General features: G+C 66.5%; 16 protein-coding genes. 5 read left to right on the top strand and 11 right to left on the bottom strand.

What is annotated here, in order from left to right:
- Window positions 1-22: 22 nt before the first annotated feature.
- The 8 genes from NM2_RS20165 to NM2_RS20200 are packed head-to-tail and all read right to left on the bottom strand — an operon-like array spanning window position 23 to window position 7612.
- Complete coding sequence (locus NM2_RS20165; protein WP_067670883.1) at window positions 23-1081, bottom strand: acyl-CoA dehydrogenase family protein; 1059 nt, start codon at window positions 1079-1081, stop codon at window positions 23-25.
- A complete protein-coding gene (locus NM2_RS20170; RefSeq protein ID WP_067670885.1) occupies window positions 1078-1860 on the bottom strand; it encodes an enoyl-CoA hydratase-related protein in 783 nt (260 codons plus the stop codon). The genes NM2_RS20165 and NM2_RS20170 overlap by 4 nt, the downstream gene beginning before the upstream one ends.
- Window positions 1857-2726 (bottom strand): 3-hydroxyacyl-CoA dehydrogenase family protein, encoded by an 870-nt coding sequence (locus NM2_RS20175; protein ID WP_067670887.1) that lies wholly within the window; start codon window positions 2724-2726, stop codon window positions 1857-1859. The genes NM2_RS20170 and NM2_RS20175 overlap by 4 nt, the downstream gene beginning before the upstream one ends.
- 21 nt (window positions 2727-2747) lie before the next feature.
- Window positions 2748-3623 (bottom strand): 3-hydroxyacyl-CoA dehydrogenase family protein, encoded by an 876-nt coding sequence (locus tag NM2_RS20180; RefSeq protein WP_067670889.1) that lies wholly within the window; start codon window positions 3621-3623, stop codon window positions 2748-2750.
- 17 nt (window positions 3624-3640) lie between these two features.
- Window positions 3641-4396 (bottom strand): SDR family NAD(P)-dependent oxidoreductase, encoded by a 756-nt coding sequence (locus NM2_RS20185; RefSeq protein ID WP_067670891.1) that lies wholly within the window; start codon window positions 4394-4396, stop codon window positions 3641-3643.
- The gene (locus NM2_RS20190) at window positions 4393-5631 is read right to left on the bottom strand and encodes an acyl-CoA dehydrogenase family protein (RefSeq protein ID WP_067670893.1); all 1239 of its coding nucleotides are present in this window, start codon (window positions 5629-5631) and stop codon (window positions 4393-4395) included. Before NM2_RS20190 ends, NM2_RS20185 begins: the two co-directional genes overlap by 4 nt.
- Window positions 5628-6419: an enoyl-CoA hydratase/isomerase family protein gene (locus NM2_RS20195; RefSeq protein WP_067670896.1), complete on the bottom strand. Its 792-nt coding sequence runs from the start codon at window positions 6417-6419 to the stop codon at window positions 5628-5630. The genes NM2_RS20190 and NM2_RS20195 overlap by 4 nt, the downstream gene beginning before the upstream one ends.
- Window positions 6416-7612: a CaiB/BaiF CoA transferase family protein gene (locus tag NM2_RS20200; protein ID WP_067670899.1), complete on the bottom strand. Its 1197-nt coding sequence runs from the start codon at window positions 7610-7612 to the stop codon at window positions 6416-6418. The genes NM2_RS20195 and NM2_RS20200 overlap by 4 nt, the downstream gene beginning before the upstream one ends.
- Before the next feature lie 145 nt (window positions 7613-7757).
- Here NM2_RS20200 and NM2_RS20205 point away from each other — a divergent pair, with 145 nt between their 5' ends.
- The 3 genes from NM2_RS20205 to NM2_RS20215 are packed head-to-tail and all read left to right on the top strand — an operon-like array spanning window position 7758 to window position 10523.
- Complete coding sequence (locus NM2_RS20205) at window positions 7758-9152, top strand: FAD-dependent oxidoreductase (RefSeq protein WP_067670901.1); 1395 nt, start codon at window positions 7758-7760, stop codon at window positions 9150-9152.
- A gap of 1 nt (window position 9153) precedes the next feature.
- A complete protein-coding gene (locus NM2_RS20210) occupies window positions 9154-9711 on the top strand; it encodes a hypothetical protein (RefSeq protein ID WP_067670903.1) in 558 nt (185 codons plus the stop codon).
- On the top strand, window positions 9708-10523 hold the full coding sequence (locus tag NM2_RS20215) for an SDR family NAD(P)-dependent oxidoreductase (protein ID WP_157121194.1): 816 nt from the start codon (window positions 9708-9710) through the stop codon (window positions 10521-10523). Before NM2_RS20210 ends, NM2_RS20215 begins: the two co-directional genes overlap by 4 nt.
- Window positions 10524-10543: 20 nt before the next feature.
- On the opposite strand, the gene NM2_RS20220 is transcribed toward NM2_RS20215, so the two are convergent.
- The 3 genes from NM2_RS20220 to NM2_RS20230 all read right to left on the bottom strand — a co-directional run bounded on the left by NM2_RS20220 (window position 10544) and on the right by NM2_RS20230 (window position 12590).
- Window positions 10544-11401, bottom strand: coding sequence for an IclR family transcriptional regulator (locus tag NM2_RS20220; RefSeq protein ID WP_067670909.1), 858 nt, complete (start codon window positions 11399-11401; stop codon window positions 10544-10546).
- A 105-nt stretch (window positions 11402-11506) separates the two neighbouring features.
- Window positions 11507-12040, bottom strand: coding sequence for a VOC family protein (locus NM2_RS20225; protein WP_067670911.1), 534 nt, complete (start codon window positions 12038-12040; stop codon window positions 11507-11509).
- Between the two features lie 16 nt (window positions 12041-12056).
- On the bottom strand, window positions 12057-12590 hold the full coding sequence (locus NM2_RS20230) for a VOC family protein (protein WP_067670914.1): 534 nt from the start codon (window positions 12588-12590) through the stop codon (window positions 12057-12059).
- Window positions 12591-12840: 250 nt separating this feature from the next.
- Between NM2_RS20230 and NM2_RS20235 the strand changes: the two genes are divergently transcribed.
- A complete protein-coding gene (locus NM2_RS20235; RefSeq protein WP_067670917.1) occupies window positions 12841-14049 on the top strand; it encodes an acyl-CoA dehydrogenase family protein in 1209 nt (402 codons plus the stop codon).
- A gap of 46 nt (window positions 14050-14095) precedes the next feature.
- A complete protein-coding gene (locus NM2_RS20240) occupies window positions 14096-15040 on the top strand; it encodes a fumarylacetoacetate hydrolase family protein (RefSeq protein WP_067670920.1) in 945 nt (314 codons plus the stop codon).
- Window positions 15041-15050: the final 10 nt, after the last annotated feature.

Genomic DNA, 15050 nt, shown 5'->3' on the forward strand with positions numbered 1-15050 from the left:
CCGTGGCTCGAGCCGGGGCCGCTCATCCGGCAACGAGCGCGCGAGCCGTCTGCCGCCGAGTGGCGGGGATATCGATTGCGGCCCTGAGCGATACGGCGTCGCGAAACAGTCGCTCGACTCCGTATTCGACGAGATATCCGTAGCCCCCGTGCATTTGGATCGCGCCCGCGGTCACATCGACCGCTGCCTCGCAGGCCGCGTCGGCAAGGGCCGCGGCGCGGCGGACGTCAACTCCCCGGGGGTCGAGGCTCGTGACGTCGAGCAGCCCTGCGTCTCGCGCATTGCGATAGAGCGACTCCCGCACGGCCACCAGATCTGTCAGGGGCGCACCGAACTGCGTGCGGGCGCGGCAATAACGCCACGCCGCCGCAACGCCTGCCTCCGCGAGCCCCACCGCGATCGCCGCCGCCCCGAGCCGCAGGGTCGTCGTCGCTTCGACGTCCACGTCGCCGAGCAGATTGTCGGTCGACAGCGCCTGCCGGAGCGTCGCCCGGCCGGTTCCGGTGCCGCAGAAGCCCGTTCGGCGCACAGTGTCGAAATCGATCGATTCGGGTGGGATCACCCACGCGGTGTTTTCGCCGTCGAGGGCGAGGACCCATGGCTCTGTCCCGCATCCGTCGATCCGCTCGAATCGCGCGAGTGCTGGCTCGGCGGGCGTTGCTACGTCGAACGTCACTCCTGATTGGGCGGATGCCGGCGAGTCGTGTGCTGTGACGCCGAATGACGTGACGGCCACTCCCACTGTGCCCGTGTGGATGTCGTCCAGCAGGCGCGTCCACCGAGGGTTGCGGCCGAGCAGTCCGATGGCGGCATGCGCCTGGACCGCCCCCCACGCCAGGCCCGCGGAACGGTGGGCGAGCCGGCGTACGACGGCCGCGGCGGCGACGGGATCACCGCCGCCGCCGAGCAACTCGTCCGAGCCGACGGTCCACAGGCCGAGGCGACCGAGTTGCGCTCGCAGCGAGTGGCTTTGGGCATCGTCGAGATCCGGGAGCGGCCGGTCATCGATCTCGGCGACCTGGTCGAGCACCTCGATCACCGGGGCGAGTTCCGCCGGTAGCGTCCGACCCCACAGACTCATGTCCAGAACTTCTTCTCATCGGGTGCGCGGCGCTCGTTGAACGCGGCGCTCACCTCGTGGGCCTCACGGGTGGTGAGGTAGAGACTCAGCTGCTGGTCGTGGGCCATTCGTGCCTGGCCGGACACGCCGTTGTGCCGGGCGGAGAAGGCCGCCTTCAGCGCGCCCAGCGCTTGCGGGCTGCGGGTGGCGATCTCGCGGGCGACCTCCAGCGCGCGGTCGCGCAGCTGGTCGGGTTCGACGACCTCGTTGACCAGACCCCGCGCCAGCGCCTCGGCAGCGGTGTACTTGCGGTTGAGGTACCACATCTCCTTCGCGCGTTTGCGGCCGATGGTGTCTTCGAGGTACCAGGTGCCGTATCCGGCGTCGAAACTGCCGACCAGGGGCCCTACTTGGCGGAACACCGCGTTGTCCGAGGCGATCGTCAAATCGCAGACGGTGTGCAGCACATTGCCGCCGCCCACCGCGAACCCGTTGACGGCCGCGATGATCGGTTTCGCGATCGTGTCGATCGCCTGATAGACGTCGACGATCGGCAACACCTGGGATTGGTCGAGTGACGTCGCCGGATCGTGTTCTCCGCCGATGCAGAAGAACTTCTCGCCGGCGCCGGTCAGTATCGCGACGCGCAGCACGGGATCGAGCCGGAAATCCTGTAGGGCGCCGAGGAGTTCGAGGCATGTCCGGTGGCGGAACTTGTTGCCCGCCTCGGGGCGGTTGATCGTGATGACCGCTGTCTCATCGATGTGCTCGACGATGATGTCGTCGTATGTCGTTGTCACGAAGCCGTCTCCTCGTCGGTGCGGAAACCTGAACCGGATTTGCTGCCCAGACGTCCGGCGGCGACCATGCTCCGCAACAGCGGTGGCGCTGCGAATCGGATGTCATGCGTTGCGGCATAGGCACTTTCGGTGGCGTGCAGGTGTACGTCGAGGCCGATCAGGTCGAGCAATTCGAGTGGGCCCAGCTTGTGTCCGAGGCCGAGCCTGATCGCGGTGTCCAGGTCCTCGGCGGAGGCCAGCTCGTCGTCGTACTCCTGGATCACATCGTTGAGGTAGGGGATGAGCAGGTGATTGACCAGGAAACCTGGCCGGTCCTTCACGACGACAGGGGTTTTGCCGAGTGATTCGACGAACGCGATCAAGCGGTGGACCAGCGTGTCGGCGGTCTGCAGGCCGCGCACCACCTCGATGACCTTCATCAGCGGCGCCGGGTTGAAGAAGTGCAGGCCCGCGAAGCCGGTCGTCGCCGGTACCGCGGTGGCCAGATCCGACACCGACAGTGCGGATGTGTTGGTGACGATGACCGCGTCCGGGCCGATCGCTTCGCAAACACTTTGCAGCAGAGCGAATTTGACGTCGCGGTCCTCGAACACCGCCTCGATGACGAGGTCGGCTTCGCCGAGATCCGCCGGGTCGGTGACCATCGTGAGTCGTGCGAGAGTCGTATCCCGTTCCTCCGGGGTGACCTTGCCGCGTGACACGCCCTCGTCGAGGAAGGCGCGCACGCGTGCCACGCCCGCGTCCGCGCGGGCCCTGTCCGCCTCGAGCGCGGTGACGTCGTAACCGGCCTGCGCGATGACCTGTGTGATACCCGCGCCCATCGTGCCCATGCCGAGCACGGCGACACGCTTGAAACCGTGATCCATCGAATTTCCTTTCCGCTCGGGTCAGCTGCCGAACAGCTGCCGAGAGTCGGCGTAGTCGTAGAAACCGCGCCCGACCTTGCGGCCGAGATCACCGGCGGCGACCATCCGGTCCACCATCGGGGGCGGATAGAACTTCGGGTCGCGCAGTTGCTCGTAGAGTCGCATCGCCACCTGCTGGTGAATGTCGAGACCGACGATGTCCAGCAGCCGGAACGGCCCCATCGGATGGCCTAGTGCTCCGGTGACCGCGGCATCGATCGATTCGACGGTGCCCAGCCCGGCGTCGAGCGCCGCGATGACACTGTTCTCCCACGGGATGAGGAATCGATTGACGATGAAACCCGGACGGTCCTTGGTGACAACCGATGTCTTGTTCAGGGAGGTCAAGAACTCTCGGGTCGCCTCGAGCGCCCAGTCGGCCGTGTGCCGCCCGGGGGCGACCTCGACCAGTTTCATCAGAGGTGCGGGGTTGCAGTAGTGTGTGCCGACCACCCGTTCGGAATGTGAAGAGCCCGAAGCGATTCCGGTGACCGACAGGGTGGAGGTGTTGGTGTGCAACAGCGTTCGGCCGGAAACTATCGAGTCGAGTTTCGCGAACAGATCCTGCTTCACCTCGAGGTTCTCGAAGACGGCTTCGACGACCACGTCGGCCGGGGCCAGATCACCGAGGTCCGTCGAACCCTCGAGGCGATCGGCGGCGGCATCGGCCTCCGGTCGGCTCATCTTCCCGAGTTCGGCGCTGTGGGCGAGGAAATCGCGCACGGTTGCCAGGCCGTTCTCGACGCGGTCGGCGTCGACGTCGTTGAGGATGGTCCGGTATCCGCTCCGAGCCATGACGATGGCGATGCCGGAACCCATGGTGCCGGCTCCGACAACGGCCACGATCTTGTCGCTCATGTTCTTCTCCTTTTCCGTCAGCGGACGGTCTGCCCGCCGTCGATCACGATCACTTCACCGGTCATGAAGTCGGACTCCGGGCCCGCGAGCAGCAGCAGCCAGGGTGCGAGTTCGGTGGGCTCGCCGAATCGGCGCGCGGGGATGGCTCGGGTGACCTTGTGCACCGCGTCGGCATCGCCACGCAGTTCGGCGTTGAGCGATGTGGCGAAATAGCCTGGCGCGATGGCGTTCACCTGCACGCCGTAGCGCGCCCACTCGATCGCCATCGACCGGGTGAAGCCGACGACGGCGGCCTTCGACGACGAGTACGCCGCATGGTTGGCCACGCCCTGGAACGCGAAGTTCGATGCGATGTTGATGACCTTGCCGGAACGTTGCGCGACCAGATGTCGTCCGGCCGCGCGCGTGGTCAGGTAGGTGCCGCGCAGGTTCGTGGCGAGGACGCGATCCCATTCGTCGGGCTCCTGGTCGAGCAGCGGGCGGGTGGCGACGATGCCCGAGTTGTTCACCAGGATGTCCAGCCGGCCGAACCTCTCGACGGTCGAGGCGATCAGCGACTCGACCGCCTGCTCGTCCGTGACGTCGGTGGCGCACGCGAGTGCGCTGCGGCCAGAATCCTTTTGCGCGGCAACGAATTCGTCGAGATCGGCCGACGTCCGCGATGCGACGGTGACTGCGGCCCCGGCCTCGCACAACGCCTGGGCCATCGCCCGGCCCAGGCCCCGGCCGGCCCCGGTCACGATCGCCACCTTGCCGTCCAGCTTGCTCGTCATCGGAGTTCCTTCATGGTGTGTTCGGTGTCGCGAGCGATGAGCAGCCGCTGCACCTCGTTGGTGCCGTCGTAGATCTGGGTCACCTTGACGTCGCGCAGGCAGCGTTCGACGCCCAGATCGACGAGGTCGCCGTGCGGACCGAGCAGGCGGACGGCCTCGACGGCGGCGTGCCAGCCGAGATCGGTGCAGTGCTGCTTCATCATTCCGACCTGCCCGGTCGATGCGGTTCCGGTCGTGTCGATCCGGCGGGCGACCGACAGCAGCAGCAGGCGCCCCTGGAGAATCCGGCCGCGCAGGTCGGCGAGGGCGAACTGCGCGTCCTGCGGGATCGACCGCCCGTGCAGGAGGCGCAGTGTCGCGAGCGCACGGCCGTATGCCGCGCGAGCGAGCCCGACCCCTTGGGCAGCCGCGCTGATCCGCGACTTGACCACCGAGCGCATGAGGATCGACCAGGCCTCGCCTTCGGCTCCGAGCCGGTGATCGGATGGTACGTCGACGTCGTCGAAGAACAACTCGGCGGTCGAGGAGCCGTGCATGCCCATCTTCCGCAGTGGTTCACCGGCGCGCAGCCCCGGGGAATCACCCGTCATCACGAAGGCGGTGATGCCGCGGTGTCCCGCGGCGGGATCGACGGTCGCGAAGCAGATGATCACGTCCGCGCGGTCGCCGGTGGTGATGAAGATCTTCGATCCCCGGATCTGATAGCGGCTGCCGTCGGGACTCGGCGTCGCACGTGTGCGGAGCGAGGCGGCGTCGCTGCCCGCGTCCGGTTCGGTGATCCCCAACGACCCGTAGGTTTCGCAGGTGACGAGGCCGGGGACGTATTGCTTGGCCAGTTCGGTCGAACCCGCGCTGAGGATGGGATAGGCGGCGTGCATCTGCGTCATGTAGACCAGGCTGGTGGCCCCACAGCCGAGCGCGATCTCCTCGACGGCGAGCGCGTAGGACACGTGGGAATCGTCGGTCCCCCCATACTCCTCGGGGATGAGCAGACCGGTGAGCCCTGCCCGCGCGAGCGCCGCGATGCTCTCGTCGACGAAGCGGTGTTCGAGGTCGGCGCGCGAGGCACGCGGTGCGACATCGCGACCGACGACTTCTCGGACGTGGGCCCGCACGGCTTGCTCCCGAGCGTCGGTGAGGGCGTCGGCGGGGGGTTCGTCGAGGCGGTTCCAGAACTCGACCCAGCTGTCCGCATCGACGTCCATGGACAACGGACCCGGATCCGCGCTCGTCATCGTGCCCCGCCGAACATCGGTGCGCGTTTCGTCGTGAACGCTGCGATGCCTTCGGCGCCTTCGTCCGAGCCGACCGCCGCGGCGGCTGCCGCGGTCTCCGCGATCAGCATCTCGTCGAGTGGCCGGTCACCGGCGAGCCCCGTCAGCCGGAGCACGGCGGCCGCTGCCCGCGGACCGCGCGCGGCGATGTCGCCAGCGAATTCCGTCGCGCGACCGATGAGTTCGTCCGCCGGTACCGGAGGCACCGGGGTGATTCCCCACAGGTAGGCCTGCTCGGCGCTGAGCCGGCGGCCGGTGAGCATCGCGAAACGGGCGACCGCGGGACCGGCGACGCGGGTGAGTCGTTGTGTGCCACCGTATCCGGGGATGAGTCCGAGACCTGTTTCGGGAAGGCCGAGCGATGCGCGCTCGGACAGCACGGCGAACGAGCAGCAGAGCACCAGTTCGAGCCCGCCACCGAGTGCGAGGCCGTTGACCGCCGCGATGACCGGGACGCCGCACTGCTCGATGGCGCGCAAGCATGCCTGCCCGCTCGCCAGGATCTCGGTGGCGGCCTGTTCGTCGAGCCCGGTGAGCTCGTCGAGATCCGCTCCGGCGCTGAAGGCTTTCTCGCCGGTACCGGTGATCACGATCGCGCCGATCATGGTGTCGGCCGCCAGATCGGCCACCGCGCTTGCGATTTCGGCGATGAGCTTGCTGTGCAGGGCGTTGTAGACCGAGGGCCGGTTGATCCGGATCGTCGCGACGCGGTCTTGGGGGTATTCCAGTACGAGTTCCGGCGTTGTCATGACGCCACCGCCCGGAGCAGTTCGTCGACTTGTTCGGTGGACAGACCTGCTTCGAGGAGAACCTCACGAGTGTGTTCGCCCAGAGCGGGGGCGGCGTCGTTGCGCGGTGTGGCGATCGACGCCAGTCGGAACGGGCTGTGGACGGAGACAGCGTCATTGGTGCCGGGGACCGGAAGCAGGCTTCGTCGGGATCGCACCTGCGGATCGGCCACGACTTCAGAGAGTCGCGCGACGAGCGAGCAAGGAATCTTGGCCTCGCCGAAGACGGCCACCCAGTCGTCCGCGGGACGCGTGACGAGGACGGCAGAGATCGCCTCGGTCAGGCGAGAACGCTGTGCCCGGCGGCCCGCGTTGTCCGCGAGGGTGGCATCACGGCCGAGATCCGCGAGCCCGATGATGTCGCAGAAGCGTTGCCACAGAACGTCGTTGCCGATGGCGACGACGAGTTCGCGGTCGGCGGTGGGGAAGACCTGATAGACCGCGAGGACCGAGTCGGTGCCGCCGCTGGGCGCCGGTTCGGGTTCGCCGGCGACATATGCGGCGATCCGCGGTGCCATGAGCGCGAGGTCGGAGTCGAGCAGCGAGACATCTACGAGGTCCCCCTCGCCGGTGGTCCGTTGCCGGACCACTGCGGCGCAGATCGCAAGTGCGGCACACATTCCGGTGGTGATATCGGACAGGGCGGTGGAGACGCGCTGGGGTGTGCCGCCCTTCTGGCCGGTGACCGACATCAGCCCGGAGCGTGCCTGAGCGACGAGGTCGTAACCCGGTTTGTCGGCCGCCGGTCCGTCGGCGCCGAAGCCCGACAGCGAGCAGTGGATGAGCCGGGGATATCTGTGACGCAGGGTCGGCCCGTCGATGCCCAGCCGCTCCAGCTTGGACGGATTGAGGTTCTGAATGAAGACGTCGGCGTGCTCGAGCAGTTGTTCCAGCGCCGCGCGTCCGGTCGGCTCGGTGATGTCGAGGGAGGCCGACCGCTTGTTGCGATTGGCCGACAGGAACCACGCGGAGTCGTCTCCGACGAACGGGGGACCCCAGGCTCGTGCGTCGTCGCCGTACGGAGGCCGCTCGACCTTGATGACATCGGCACCGAGATCGGCCAGGTACATGGCCGCGGTCGGCCCGGCGTAGGACGTCGTCATGTCCACGACGCGTAGTCCGGCGAGGGGCCCGGTCGTCTGATGTCCGGTCATTCGTCCTCCTCAGAGGGATCTGGATGTGGTCGCAGAGGTGTCGAGAGTCGCGTCGGATGAGATTGGGACTTCCCATCCGAGGAAGTTTTTTCCATACTATGGAATGAAATTCTGAAAAGGCAATATCGAGGAGGAGATTTCCGACATGGTCGACTGTGTTGTGATCGGCGGCGGTCTCGGCGGCATGACTGCTGCCCGGCGCATGCAAGAACTCGGGCTCGAGCCGTTGGTTCTGGAGAAGGGCGACGTCGACGGAGGGCTCAACAACGCCCGGATCTCTGGCGGGCTCGTCCACCTCGCGTGGGCGGCGATGGACGACACGGTGGAGAATCTGCGGGCCAAGCTCGACTCGGAGACCGATGGTGAGATCGACCCGGCGTTGGCCGATGCCCTTGCTGCCAAGGCGCGCGAGTCGATCGATTGGCTGACGGGGGAGGGGGTCGAAACCCGCCCGAAAGGCGATGTCGTTTACCAGAAGCACGCCTTGTATCCACACCGTCCGGGTACGGGTCGCCGGATCCGGCCGGAGTTCGGCCCCGACAAGATGATCACGACGCTCTACACGAACTTCCGCGATGCGGGCGGCACGGTTCTGCTGGGCTCGCCGGCGACCGGTCTCTCCCGCGATGAGCACGGCACGTGGCTGGTGACCTATCGAGATCCCAGCGGCGCGGTTCACGAGGCCGGGACGAGCACCGTCGTCGTCGCAGACGGCGGCTTCCAGGCCAATTCCGAGCTGTTGAGCCGATATGTGGGTCCCAACGCGGGACTCTGTGCGCTGCGTGCGATGGCGACGGCGACCGGTGACGGACTGAAGATGTTGTTGGAACAGGGTGCCGGTGCAGTCGGTCTCGGCCGCGTCTACGGGCACATGGTGTCGGTGAACGCGCTGGACGACGACGAGTTCTGGCCCTATCCGGCGGTGGACAAACTGTGCCTGCAGGGTGCGCTGATCGACCGGAGTGGCGGGCTGCTCGCACACACCGCGACGACCGGCGTGGAGCTGGTGACGCTGCTCGCCCGGGCTGAGGACCCGCGTGGGTACACCGCGGTATTCGACGACGAGCTGTGGCAGACCGCAGGCAAGGACAACCCGTACAACACCGCCGTACCCAATCCCGACCTCGTCGATCGGGGCGGGCATTTCGTGTCGGCCGACACCCTTGCGGACCTCGCCGTGGCACTTGGTGTCCCGCCGATCTCGCTGGAGGAGGCGATCGCCGCGCACAATGCCGTCCCCGGACACAAGCAGATAGCGACAACGCCCTACCACGCCGCGAAGGTCGTGCCTGGTGTCACCTTCACGATGGGCGGCGCGAAGATCGACGCGAACTCGAAAGTCGTTACGCCCGATGGTCTTCCGATCCGCGGCCTGTACGCGGTGGGGAGCGCGGCCGGTGGTGCGCACGGCGGGCCGCACGGCGGATACGTCGGTGGCCTCGCGGTCGCGATCGAGCTGGGTCTGATCGCCGCGGAATCGATCGCGGCCGAGAATCAGGCGGCTTCGCAGTCGGCTCCGGCAACGGTCGGGAGTCGCTGAGATGACCTGCCTGTACACCGTGCGATGTAACTTCTCGAACCCAGCTGTTCTCGCGGACTGGGAGCACTGGTACAGCGGCGAGAAGCAGGACTGGCTGCTTTCTCGCCCCGGATTCATTGCCGGACAGCGCTTCTCGGCAGTGAGCGCCACCGACGGCGTGACCTACCTCGCGCTGTACGCGCTGGATTCACCCGAGGCGCTGACCACTCCCGAATACCTTTCCGGCTGGGGGTGGGCCGGGTACCGGCCGTACATCGTGGACTGGTCACGAAACTTCTTCGAGGGCGTCGACCCCGAAGTCTTCCTGACCGTCGACGATGAACTGCTGCGCGTGGTCTTCGTCGAACGATCCGGTCACGCGGATGCGGCAGCTGAGACGAGTCCGGGGCTCACCTGGGTCGGCGCGCTGCCCGGCCTGGACGGCTCCCTCGACGCCCTGGGACTCGCGGCGGTCGCCGAGGCGGCGAGTATCGACGGCGAACGGCCGAAGGGGATCGAGCAGGGCGTCTTCCGGCCGGCCTCACCCGCCCGCTACGCAGAGGGGTATCGAGCGCAGTGACGACTTATTCTTCGGACCTGTCCCTGGCGGGGATGACCGTGATCGTGACCGGGGCCGGATCCGGCATCGGCCAGGGCATCGCCGCCGTCGTCGCGGCCGCCGGTGCGGATGTGGTCGTCGTCGATCTCGACGATTCCGCTTGCGGCGCGGCTGTCGAGCGGATCCACGAACTCGGGCGCGAGGCGTTGCCGTTGAGCGTCGACGTCACGAACGGCGACCAGGTGCGCAGCATGGTCGACCGGACCGTCGAGAAGTTCGGGAAGGTCGACGTCCTGGTCAACAACGTCGGCGGAATGCCCGGTGGCGAACAGTCGATGATGGAGATGGACGAACGCGCCTGGGATTCGGTCATCGATCTCACCCTCAAGTCGGCCTTCCTGTGCTGCCGGGATGTCGGCAACCTGATGATCGAACAGAAGAAGGGGTCCATCATCAACATCGCGTCCGGCGCGGGCACGCATCCGACCGCCTACAACGTGGCCTACGGTGCGGCGAAGGCGGGCATGATCAGTCTCACGCAGTCGCTGTCGGTGCTCATGGCGCCGCACGATGTCCGGGTCAATGCGGTTCTGCCCGCTGGCATCTCGACGACCGGCACGCTTCAGGGCGTCGATTCGCAGACCTGGCAGCAGGACTATGGTTCACTCCTGCCACGAGTCGGCCGCGCCGAGGACACGGGGTATGCCGTGGCTTATCTGGCCTCGTCCGCGGCCGCCTACGTCACCGGGTCGGTGATCGACGTGAACGGGGGGCCTTACCTGGGTAAGTACATGCTCGAGCGAGCAGAGCAGGGTTTCCGGTCGCGGCAGTAGCCGCGGCCCCCCTCGGGGGACTACTCGAGGTTGTAGCGCGCGAAGTCGACCGCCGGCATCGGCATATCTCCGATCATCTGTAGCTGATCGGAGAATTCGCGCGCCATCGTCAGCATCCGTTTCGCGAGTGCGACGTCCTCTTCCGGAGGAGTATCGGCCGTGACGAGCGAAAGCATGGCGAGGGTGGCCCGTCCGTCATGGTCGAGCACCGGCACCGCCACGCTGCGCACACCGTCGATGCGCTCGCTGTCATCGGTCGCGTAGCCCTGCTTCCGGATCTTGTCGAGTTCCTTCTCGAGTTCTTCCGGGTCGGTGATCGTGCGGTCGGTGTAGCGCCGCAGTCCCTCGGTTCCGTACAGATACCGCCGCTCCTCTTCGGGCAGATAGGTCAGCAGCATCTTGCCGTCGGCCATCGCGTGAGCCGGCTGGGAGACGCCGGGTTCGAACTCCAGACGCCCGTGTACGCCCGCGGTCCGTGCCAGGTATACGGCGCGGAGGCCGACCAGAGTGCTCAGCAGGGCGTCGTGGCCGGTCGAGGCGGACAGCTGTGCGATATAGGTCTTGCCGTGCTGGATCACCGGATTGGTGATGAGCGCTGTGGTACCGATACCGAGCATGCGAGTGCCCAAGCGGTACTTGGCTGTTCGCAGGTTCTGTTCCACCCAGCCGATTCGGATCAGCGTCGCGAGCAGCCGGTGCACACTGCCGGGGGACAGCTGCACCCGATGTGCGAGTTCGACGATGCCCATCGGGTAGGGGTGTTCGGCGAGTGCCGTGACAATCTGGCCGGCACGCTCGACCGCCCGCACGCGAGTGGCCGAATCGCCTTCGGCGGCAACGCGTGCGCCGTTCAGGACGTGCGGTCTTTTCGTCGTCATCTCACAACCAGTCGTGGCAAAGTCTTGATCTCCCTGTGTGCAGCAAGCATACGGCAGTACGAACACCGGTCCGGGGATGCCCGGACCGGTGTTCGTGGCGGGCAATTATCCGGCAGAGACGAGGCGCTTGCCCGCATCGGCGCCGTAGTGGTGCGCCGTGCTGGTCTCCCGTGGCGGCAGTGCCCGGACGGCATTCAGGATCGCGTCGTTGCTCTGGTCGAGGTCGATCACCACGGATTCGGGCTGGACATGGTCCACACCGGTCGGCCAGTACACCTGCATGCGGTTTCCCTCGGGGTCCAGGAAATAGAAGCTGATGGAGATCCCGTGGTTGACAACCTGAACGTCCGTGCAACCACCGTGATCGCGCACCGCGTGGTACAGATCGCGCAGATCGTCGAGGGTGTCGGTGGTGAACGACACCGGCTGGGCATTCGCCTGGACTCCCCGCATGCTCATGACGAATTGATGGTGCTCGTTGTGCGGATCGGCGCTCATGAACACGTTGTGCCCGCCGGGCGCGCCGCCATCGGTGACGGTCAAACCGAGGACTTCGGTGTAGAAGTCGATCATCATCGGCAGGTCCTTGACGCCGATACCCACATGGCCCAGGGAAATCACCCGTGCGTTGTCAGACATAGCTCTCTTCCGTTCGTCAGGCTTCGGTGGCGACGTCGGCCCGGATGCGCTTGCCGACATCGCGGCCATAGAGGTGCGGGCCGGTACCCTCTCGCGGGGGCAGTTCGTCGAGTTGCTGCAGCAACTCCTCATCGGGGGCGTCGAGGTCGATGTGGATGGCGAACGGCTGGGGGTAGTCGATGCCGGTGGACCAGTAGATCTCGACGCGATTGTTCTCGAGGTCGCGGAAGTACGCGCCCAGCGCGATGCCGTGGTTCACGATTCGATCGAACGTGCAGCCGCGGTCTCGCACCTTGCGGTAGAGCGTCTTGAGATCGTCGAGGCTCGCGACGTGGAAAGAGACCTGGCCCGCCTGCGTCTCCTGGTCGTCGGACTGGATGAACGCGAGCTCGGTGTGCTTCTCCTTCGGGCGCGGGCTGAGGTAGCTGACGCCTGCATCGTGGTCGCAGTCGGTCACCGTCAGGCCGAGGACCTCGGTGTAGAACTCGAGCATCGCGGGCATGTCGTGCACGTAGAGGCCGACGTGCCCCAGGCCGCTGATCTTGGCCATCGCAGCTCCTTTTTCGTGAGTTAGAGACGCTGCATGATAACCCCTAGATTCCACTAGAAGGAATATCATTGCGTTTGATGGATTGTTCTTGACACTTCACCGGGCTCGACGATACCTTCCACTGTACGGAAACTAATTCGACTTTTCAGTGTTGACATGAGGCCGGGTCGAGCCGCCCTCCTCGGCCGAGAAGGAATGGAAGCGCCGAAACATGCAGGGTCACAACACAACTGGGTCGGACCGGGCCGACATGACGCCGGGGCCACGGGAACTCGGCAGCGACGACGTCATCGCTGCGGCCCGTGCGCTGGCCCCCGCCTTGAAAGAGCGCGCGGCCGAAACGGACCGCACGCGACGGGTACCCGACGCGTCGTTCGACGCGATTCAGGACGCGGGGTTGTTCCACACCCTCAAGCCCCGCCGATACGGGGGTTTCGAGCTGGGCCTCTACGAGTACACCCAGATCGGCATGGAGCTCTCGCGCGGCTGCGCGTCGACGGGCTGGATCTACTCGGTCCTGAGCGAGCACTGCTGGTTCATCTCCATGTATCCCGCCGAGGCCCAAGAAGAGGTGTGGGGCGAGAACTCGCACGCAGTTGCCGCAGGCAGCCTGGCCGCGAACCCCGCCAAGAGCCAGGTGGCGCGAGTGTCCGGCGGATATCGCATCTCCGGCCGATTCGGCTTCGCGAGCGGCTCGGACCATGCGCAGTGGCTGCTCCTGGGAGCAATGGTTCCGCCGCACAGCGGCGACGGGCCCGCGGAGCCGCATCTGCTCCTGGTGCGCAAGAGCGAGTTGGAGATGATCGACGACTGGTTCGTGCTCGGATTGCGCGGCACGGGCAGCAATACCTATGTCGCGTCGGACGTCTTCGTCCCTGCCCATCGCGTGATGAAACGAACCGACCTCTACGAGGCGCGCGGGGAGGGCATCGCGCTGCACCCGGCTTTCGACCTGCTGCGCGCGCCCCGGTCGCAGGTCGCCCCGTTCGTGAACTCGGCGCCGACGATCGGGATGGCGTTGGGCGCGGTCGACACCTTCGAGGACGTCGCTCGCGACCTGCGCCGCAAGAGCGGCCGGGTAGCTCAATCGGAGGCCGTCAAGCTCGCTCTCGCGGAATCGGCGGCCGAGGCCGACGCCGCGCGCTACATGATGGAGACCGATACCCGGGCGGTGATGCGGCACGCCCGCGACGCCGAGCCGATCCCGGTCGAATTGCAGGTGCGTCTCACGCGAGACGCCGCCTACGTCGGGCGCCTGGCCCGGCAGTGCATCGACCGCCTGCACGGCGCGGTCGGGGCCAGTGGCATTTTCGACACCCATCCGCTGCAGCGCGCGATGCGGGACGTCCACACGGCATTGGCGCAGGCATCGATGCACTGGGAGTCCCGAGCGCAGGCCTACGCCGATCTTTCCCTCGGCATCAAGAACTCCGACGAACTCACCGGGGCGCTCGCATGAACCGCATCAGATCCACACAACAACTCATCCGATGGATTGGGGAACGATGAAGCTCCTGTATTTCGACGACTTCCGGCTCGGCGTCCTGAAGGATGGCGACTCCGTGGTCGACATCGACGACGTCGTGGCGTCCGTGCCGCGGGCCAGGCGCGAGGACGTGATCGTCGGCGTCATCGAGCAGTTCGCGCAGTTGCGAGCTCCGATCGAGGAGTTCGTCGCGCGCAGCAGCGGCGTGCCCCTGGAATCGGTCCGCGTTCGTCCCCCGCTGCCGCGTCCGGCGAACTTCGTGTGCATGCACGCCAATTACCTGGAATACGGCACCCGGCCCGAACCGCCGCGGATCGATGCCTTCCTCAGATCGGCGAACACCATCATCGGACACGGCGACACGATGGTCATGCCGGACGAACCCCTCACGATATTCGAGGGTGAGGCCGAGCTCGCCGTGGTCATCGGCAAGCCCGCCTCGCACGTCTCCGAGGCCGACGCGCTGGACCACGTGTTCGGTTACCTCAACTTCATCGATGGTTCCGCCCGCGGGTTGGGCGGTCCGCGCAGCCAGATCTACCGGCGCAAGTCCCGCGAGACGTTCGCGCCGATCGGCCCCTACCTGGTCACCGCGGACGAGATTCCGGACCCGCAGAACGTCGACGTCAAACTCTGGAACAACGGGACGTTGTTCCAGGACTTCAACACCGACGACATGGCGTACAGCATCGCCAAGTGCATCGAATGGGTGAGCTCCATCCATCCGCTCGAGCCCGGCGACATCCTCGCCACCGGCACCAACCACGGCGGCCTGAATCCCTTCCAGAACGGCGACGTGATCGAGCTCGAATGCGCCGGGCTCGGACGGCTGAAGGTCAGGGTGCGCGACGACCTCGAGCGCGAGTGGAAGCGCGAGTCCAGGGCCCAGCGCAAACAGCAGGGACTCGAGGGGCAGACGCCGCAGATCAACGGTAAATACACACCCGCTGTCAAGGGTGTCTAGGCAGAGACAG

Origin of the sequence: Nocardia miyunensis NBRC 108239, assembly GCF_001613065.1 — a bacterium.
In the GTDB taxonomy this organism is placed as follows: domain Bacteria; phylum Actinomycetota; class Actinomycetes; order Mycobacteriales; family Mycobacteriaceae; genus Nocardia; species Nocardia miyunensis.

Bases quoted from the DNA above. Each gene is read 5' to 3' on its own strand.
- NM2_RS20180 (WP_067670889.1), bottom strand. From the start codon at position 3,623: ATGAGCGACAAGATCGTGGCCGTTGTCGGAGCCGGCACCATGGGTTCC.
- NM2_RS20190 (WP_067670893.1), bottom strand. From the start codon at position 5,631: ATGACGAGCGCGGATCCGGGTCCGTTGTCCATGGACGTCGATGCGGAC.
- NM2_RS20225 (WP_067670911.1), bottom strand. From the start codon at position 12,040: ATGTCTGACAACGCACGGGTGATTTCCCTGGGCCATGTGGGTATCGGC.
- NM2_RS20230 (WP_067670914.1), bottom strand. From the start codon at position 12,590: ATGGCCAAGATCAGCGGCCTGGGGCACGTCGGCCTCTACGTGCACGAC.
- NM2_RS20185 (WP_067670891.1), bottom strand. From the start codon at position 4,396: ATGACGAGCAAGCTGGACGGCAAGGTGGCGATCGTGACCGGGGCCGGC.
- NM2_RS20200 (WP_067670899.1), bottom strand. From the start codon at position 7,612: ATGACCGGACATCAGACGACCGGGCCCCTCGCCGGACTACGCGTCGTG.
- NM2_RS20240 (WP_067670920.1), top strand. From the start codon at position 14,096: ATGAAGCTCCTGTATTTCGACGACTTCCGGCTCGGCGTCCTGAAGGAT.
- NM2_RS20175 (WP_067670887.1), bottom strand. From the start codon at position 2,726: ATGGATCACGGTTTCAAGCGTGTCGCCGTGCTCGGCATGGGCACGATG.
- NM2_RS20195 (WP_067670896.1), bottom strand. From the start codon at position 6,419: ATGACAACGCCGGAACTCGTACTGGAATACCCCCAAGACCGCGTCGCG.
- NM2_RS20165 (WP_067670883.1), bottom strand. From the start codon at position 1,081: ATGAGTCTGTGGGGTCGGACGCTACCGGCGGAACTCGCCCCGGTGATC.
- NM2_RS20210 (WP_067670903.1), top strand. From the start codon at position 9,154: ATGACCTGCCTGTACACCGTGCGATGTAACTTCTCGAACCCAGCTGTT.
- NM2_RS20205 (WP_067670901.1), top strand. From the start codon at position 7,758: ATGGTCGACTGTGTTGTGATCGGCGGCGGTCTCGGCGGCATGACTGCT.
- NM2_RS20220 (WP_067670909.1), bottom strand. From the start codon at position 11,401: ATGACGACGAAAAGACCGCACGTCCTGAACGGCGCACGCGTTGCCGCC.
- NM2_RS20235 (WP_067670917.1), top strand. From the start codon at position 12,841: ATGACGCCGGGGCCACGGGAACTCGGCAGCGACGACGTCATCGCTGCG.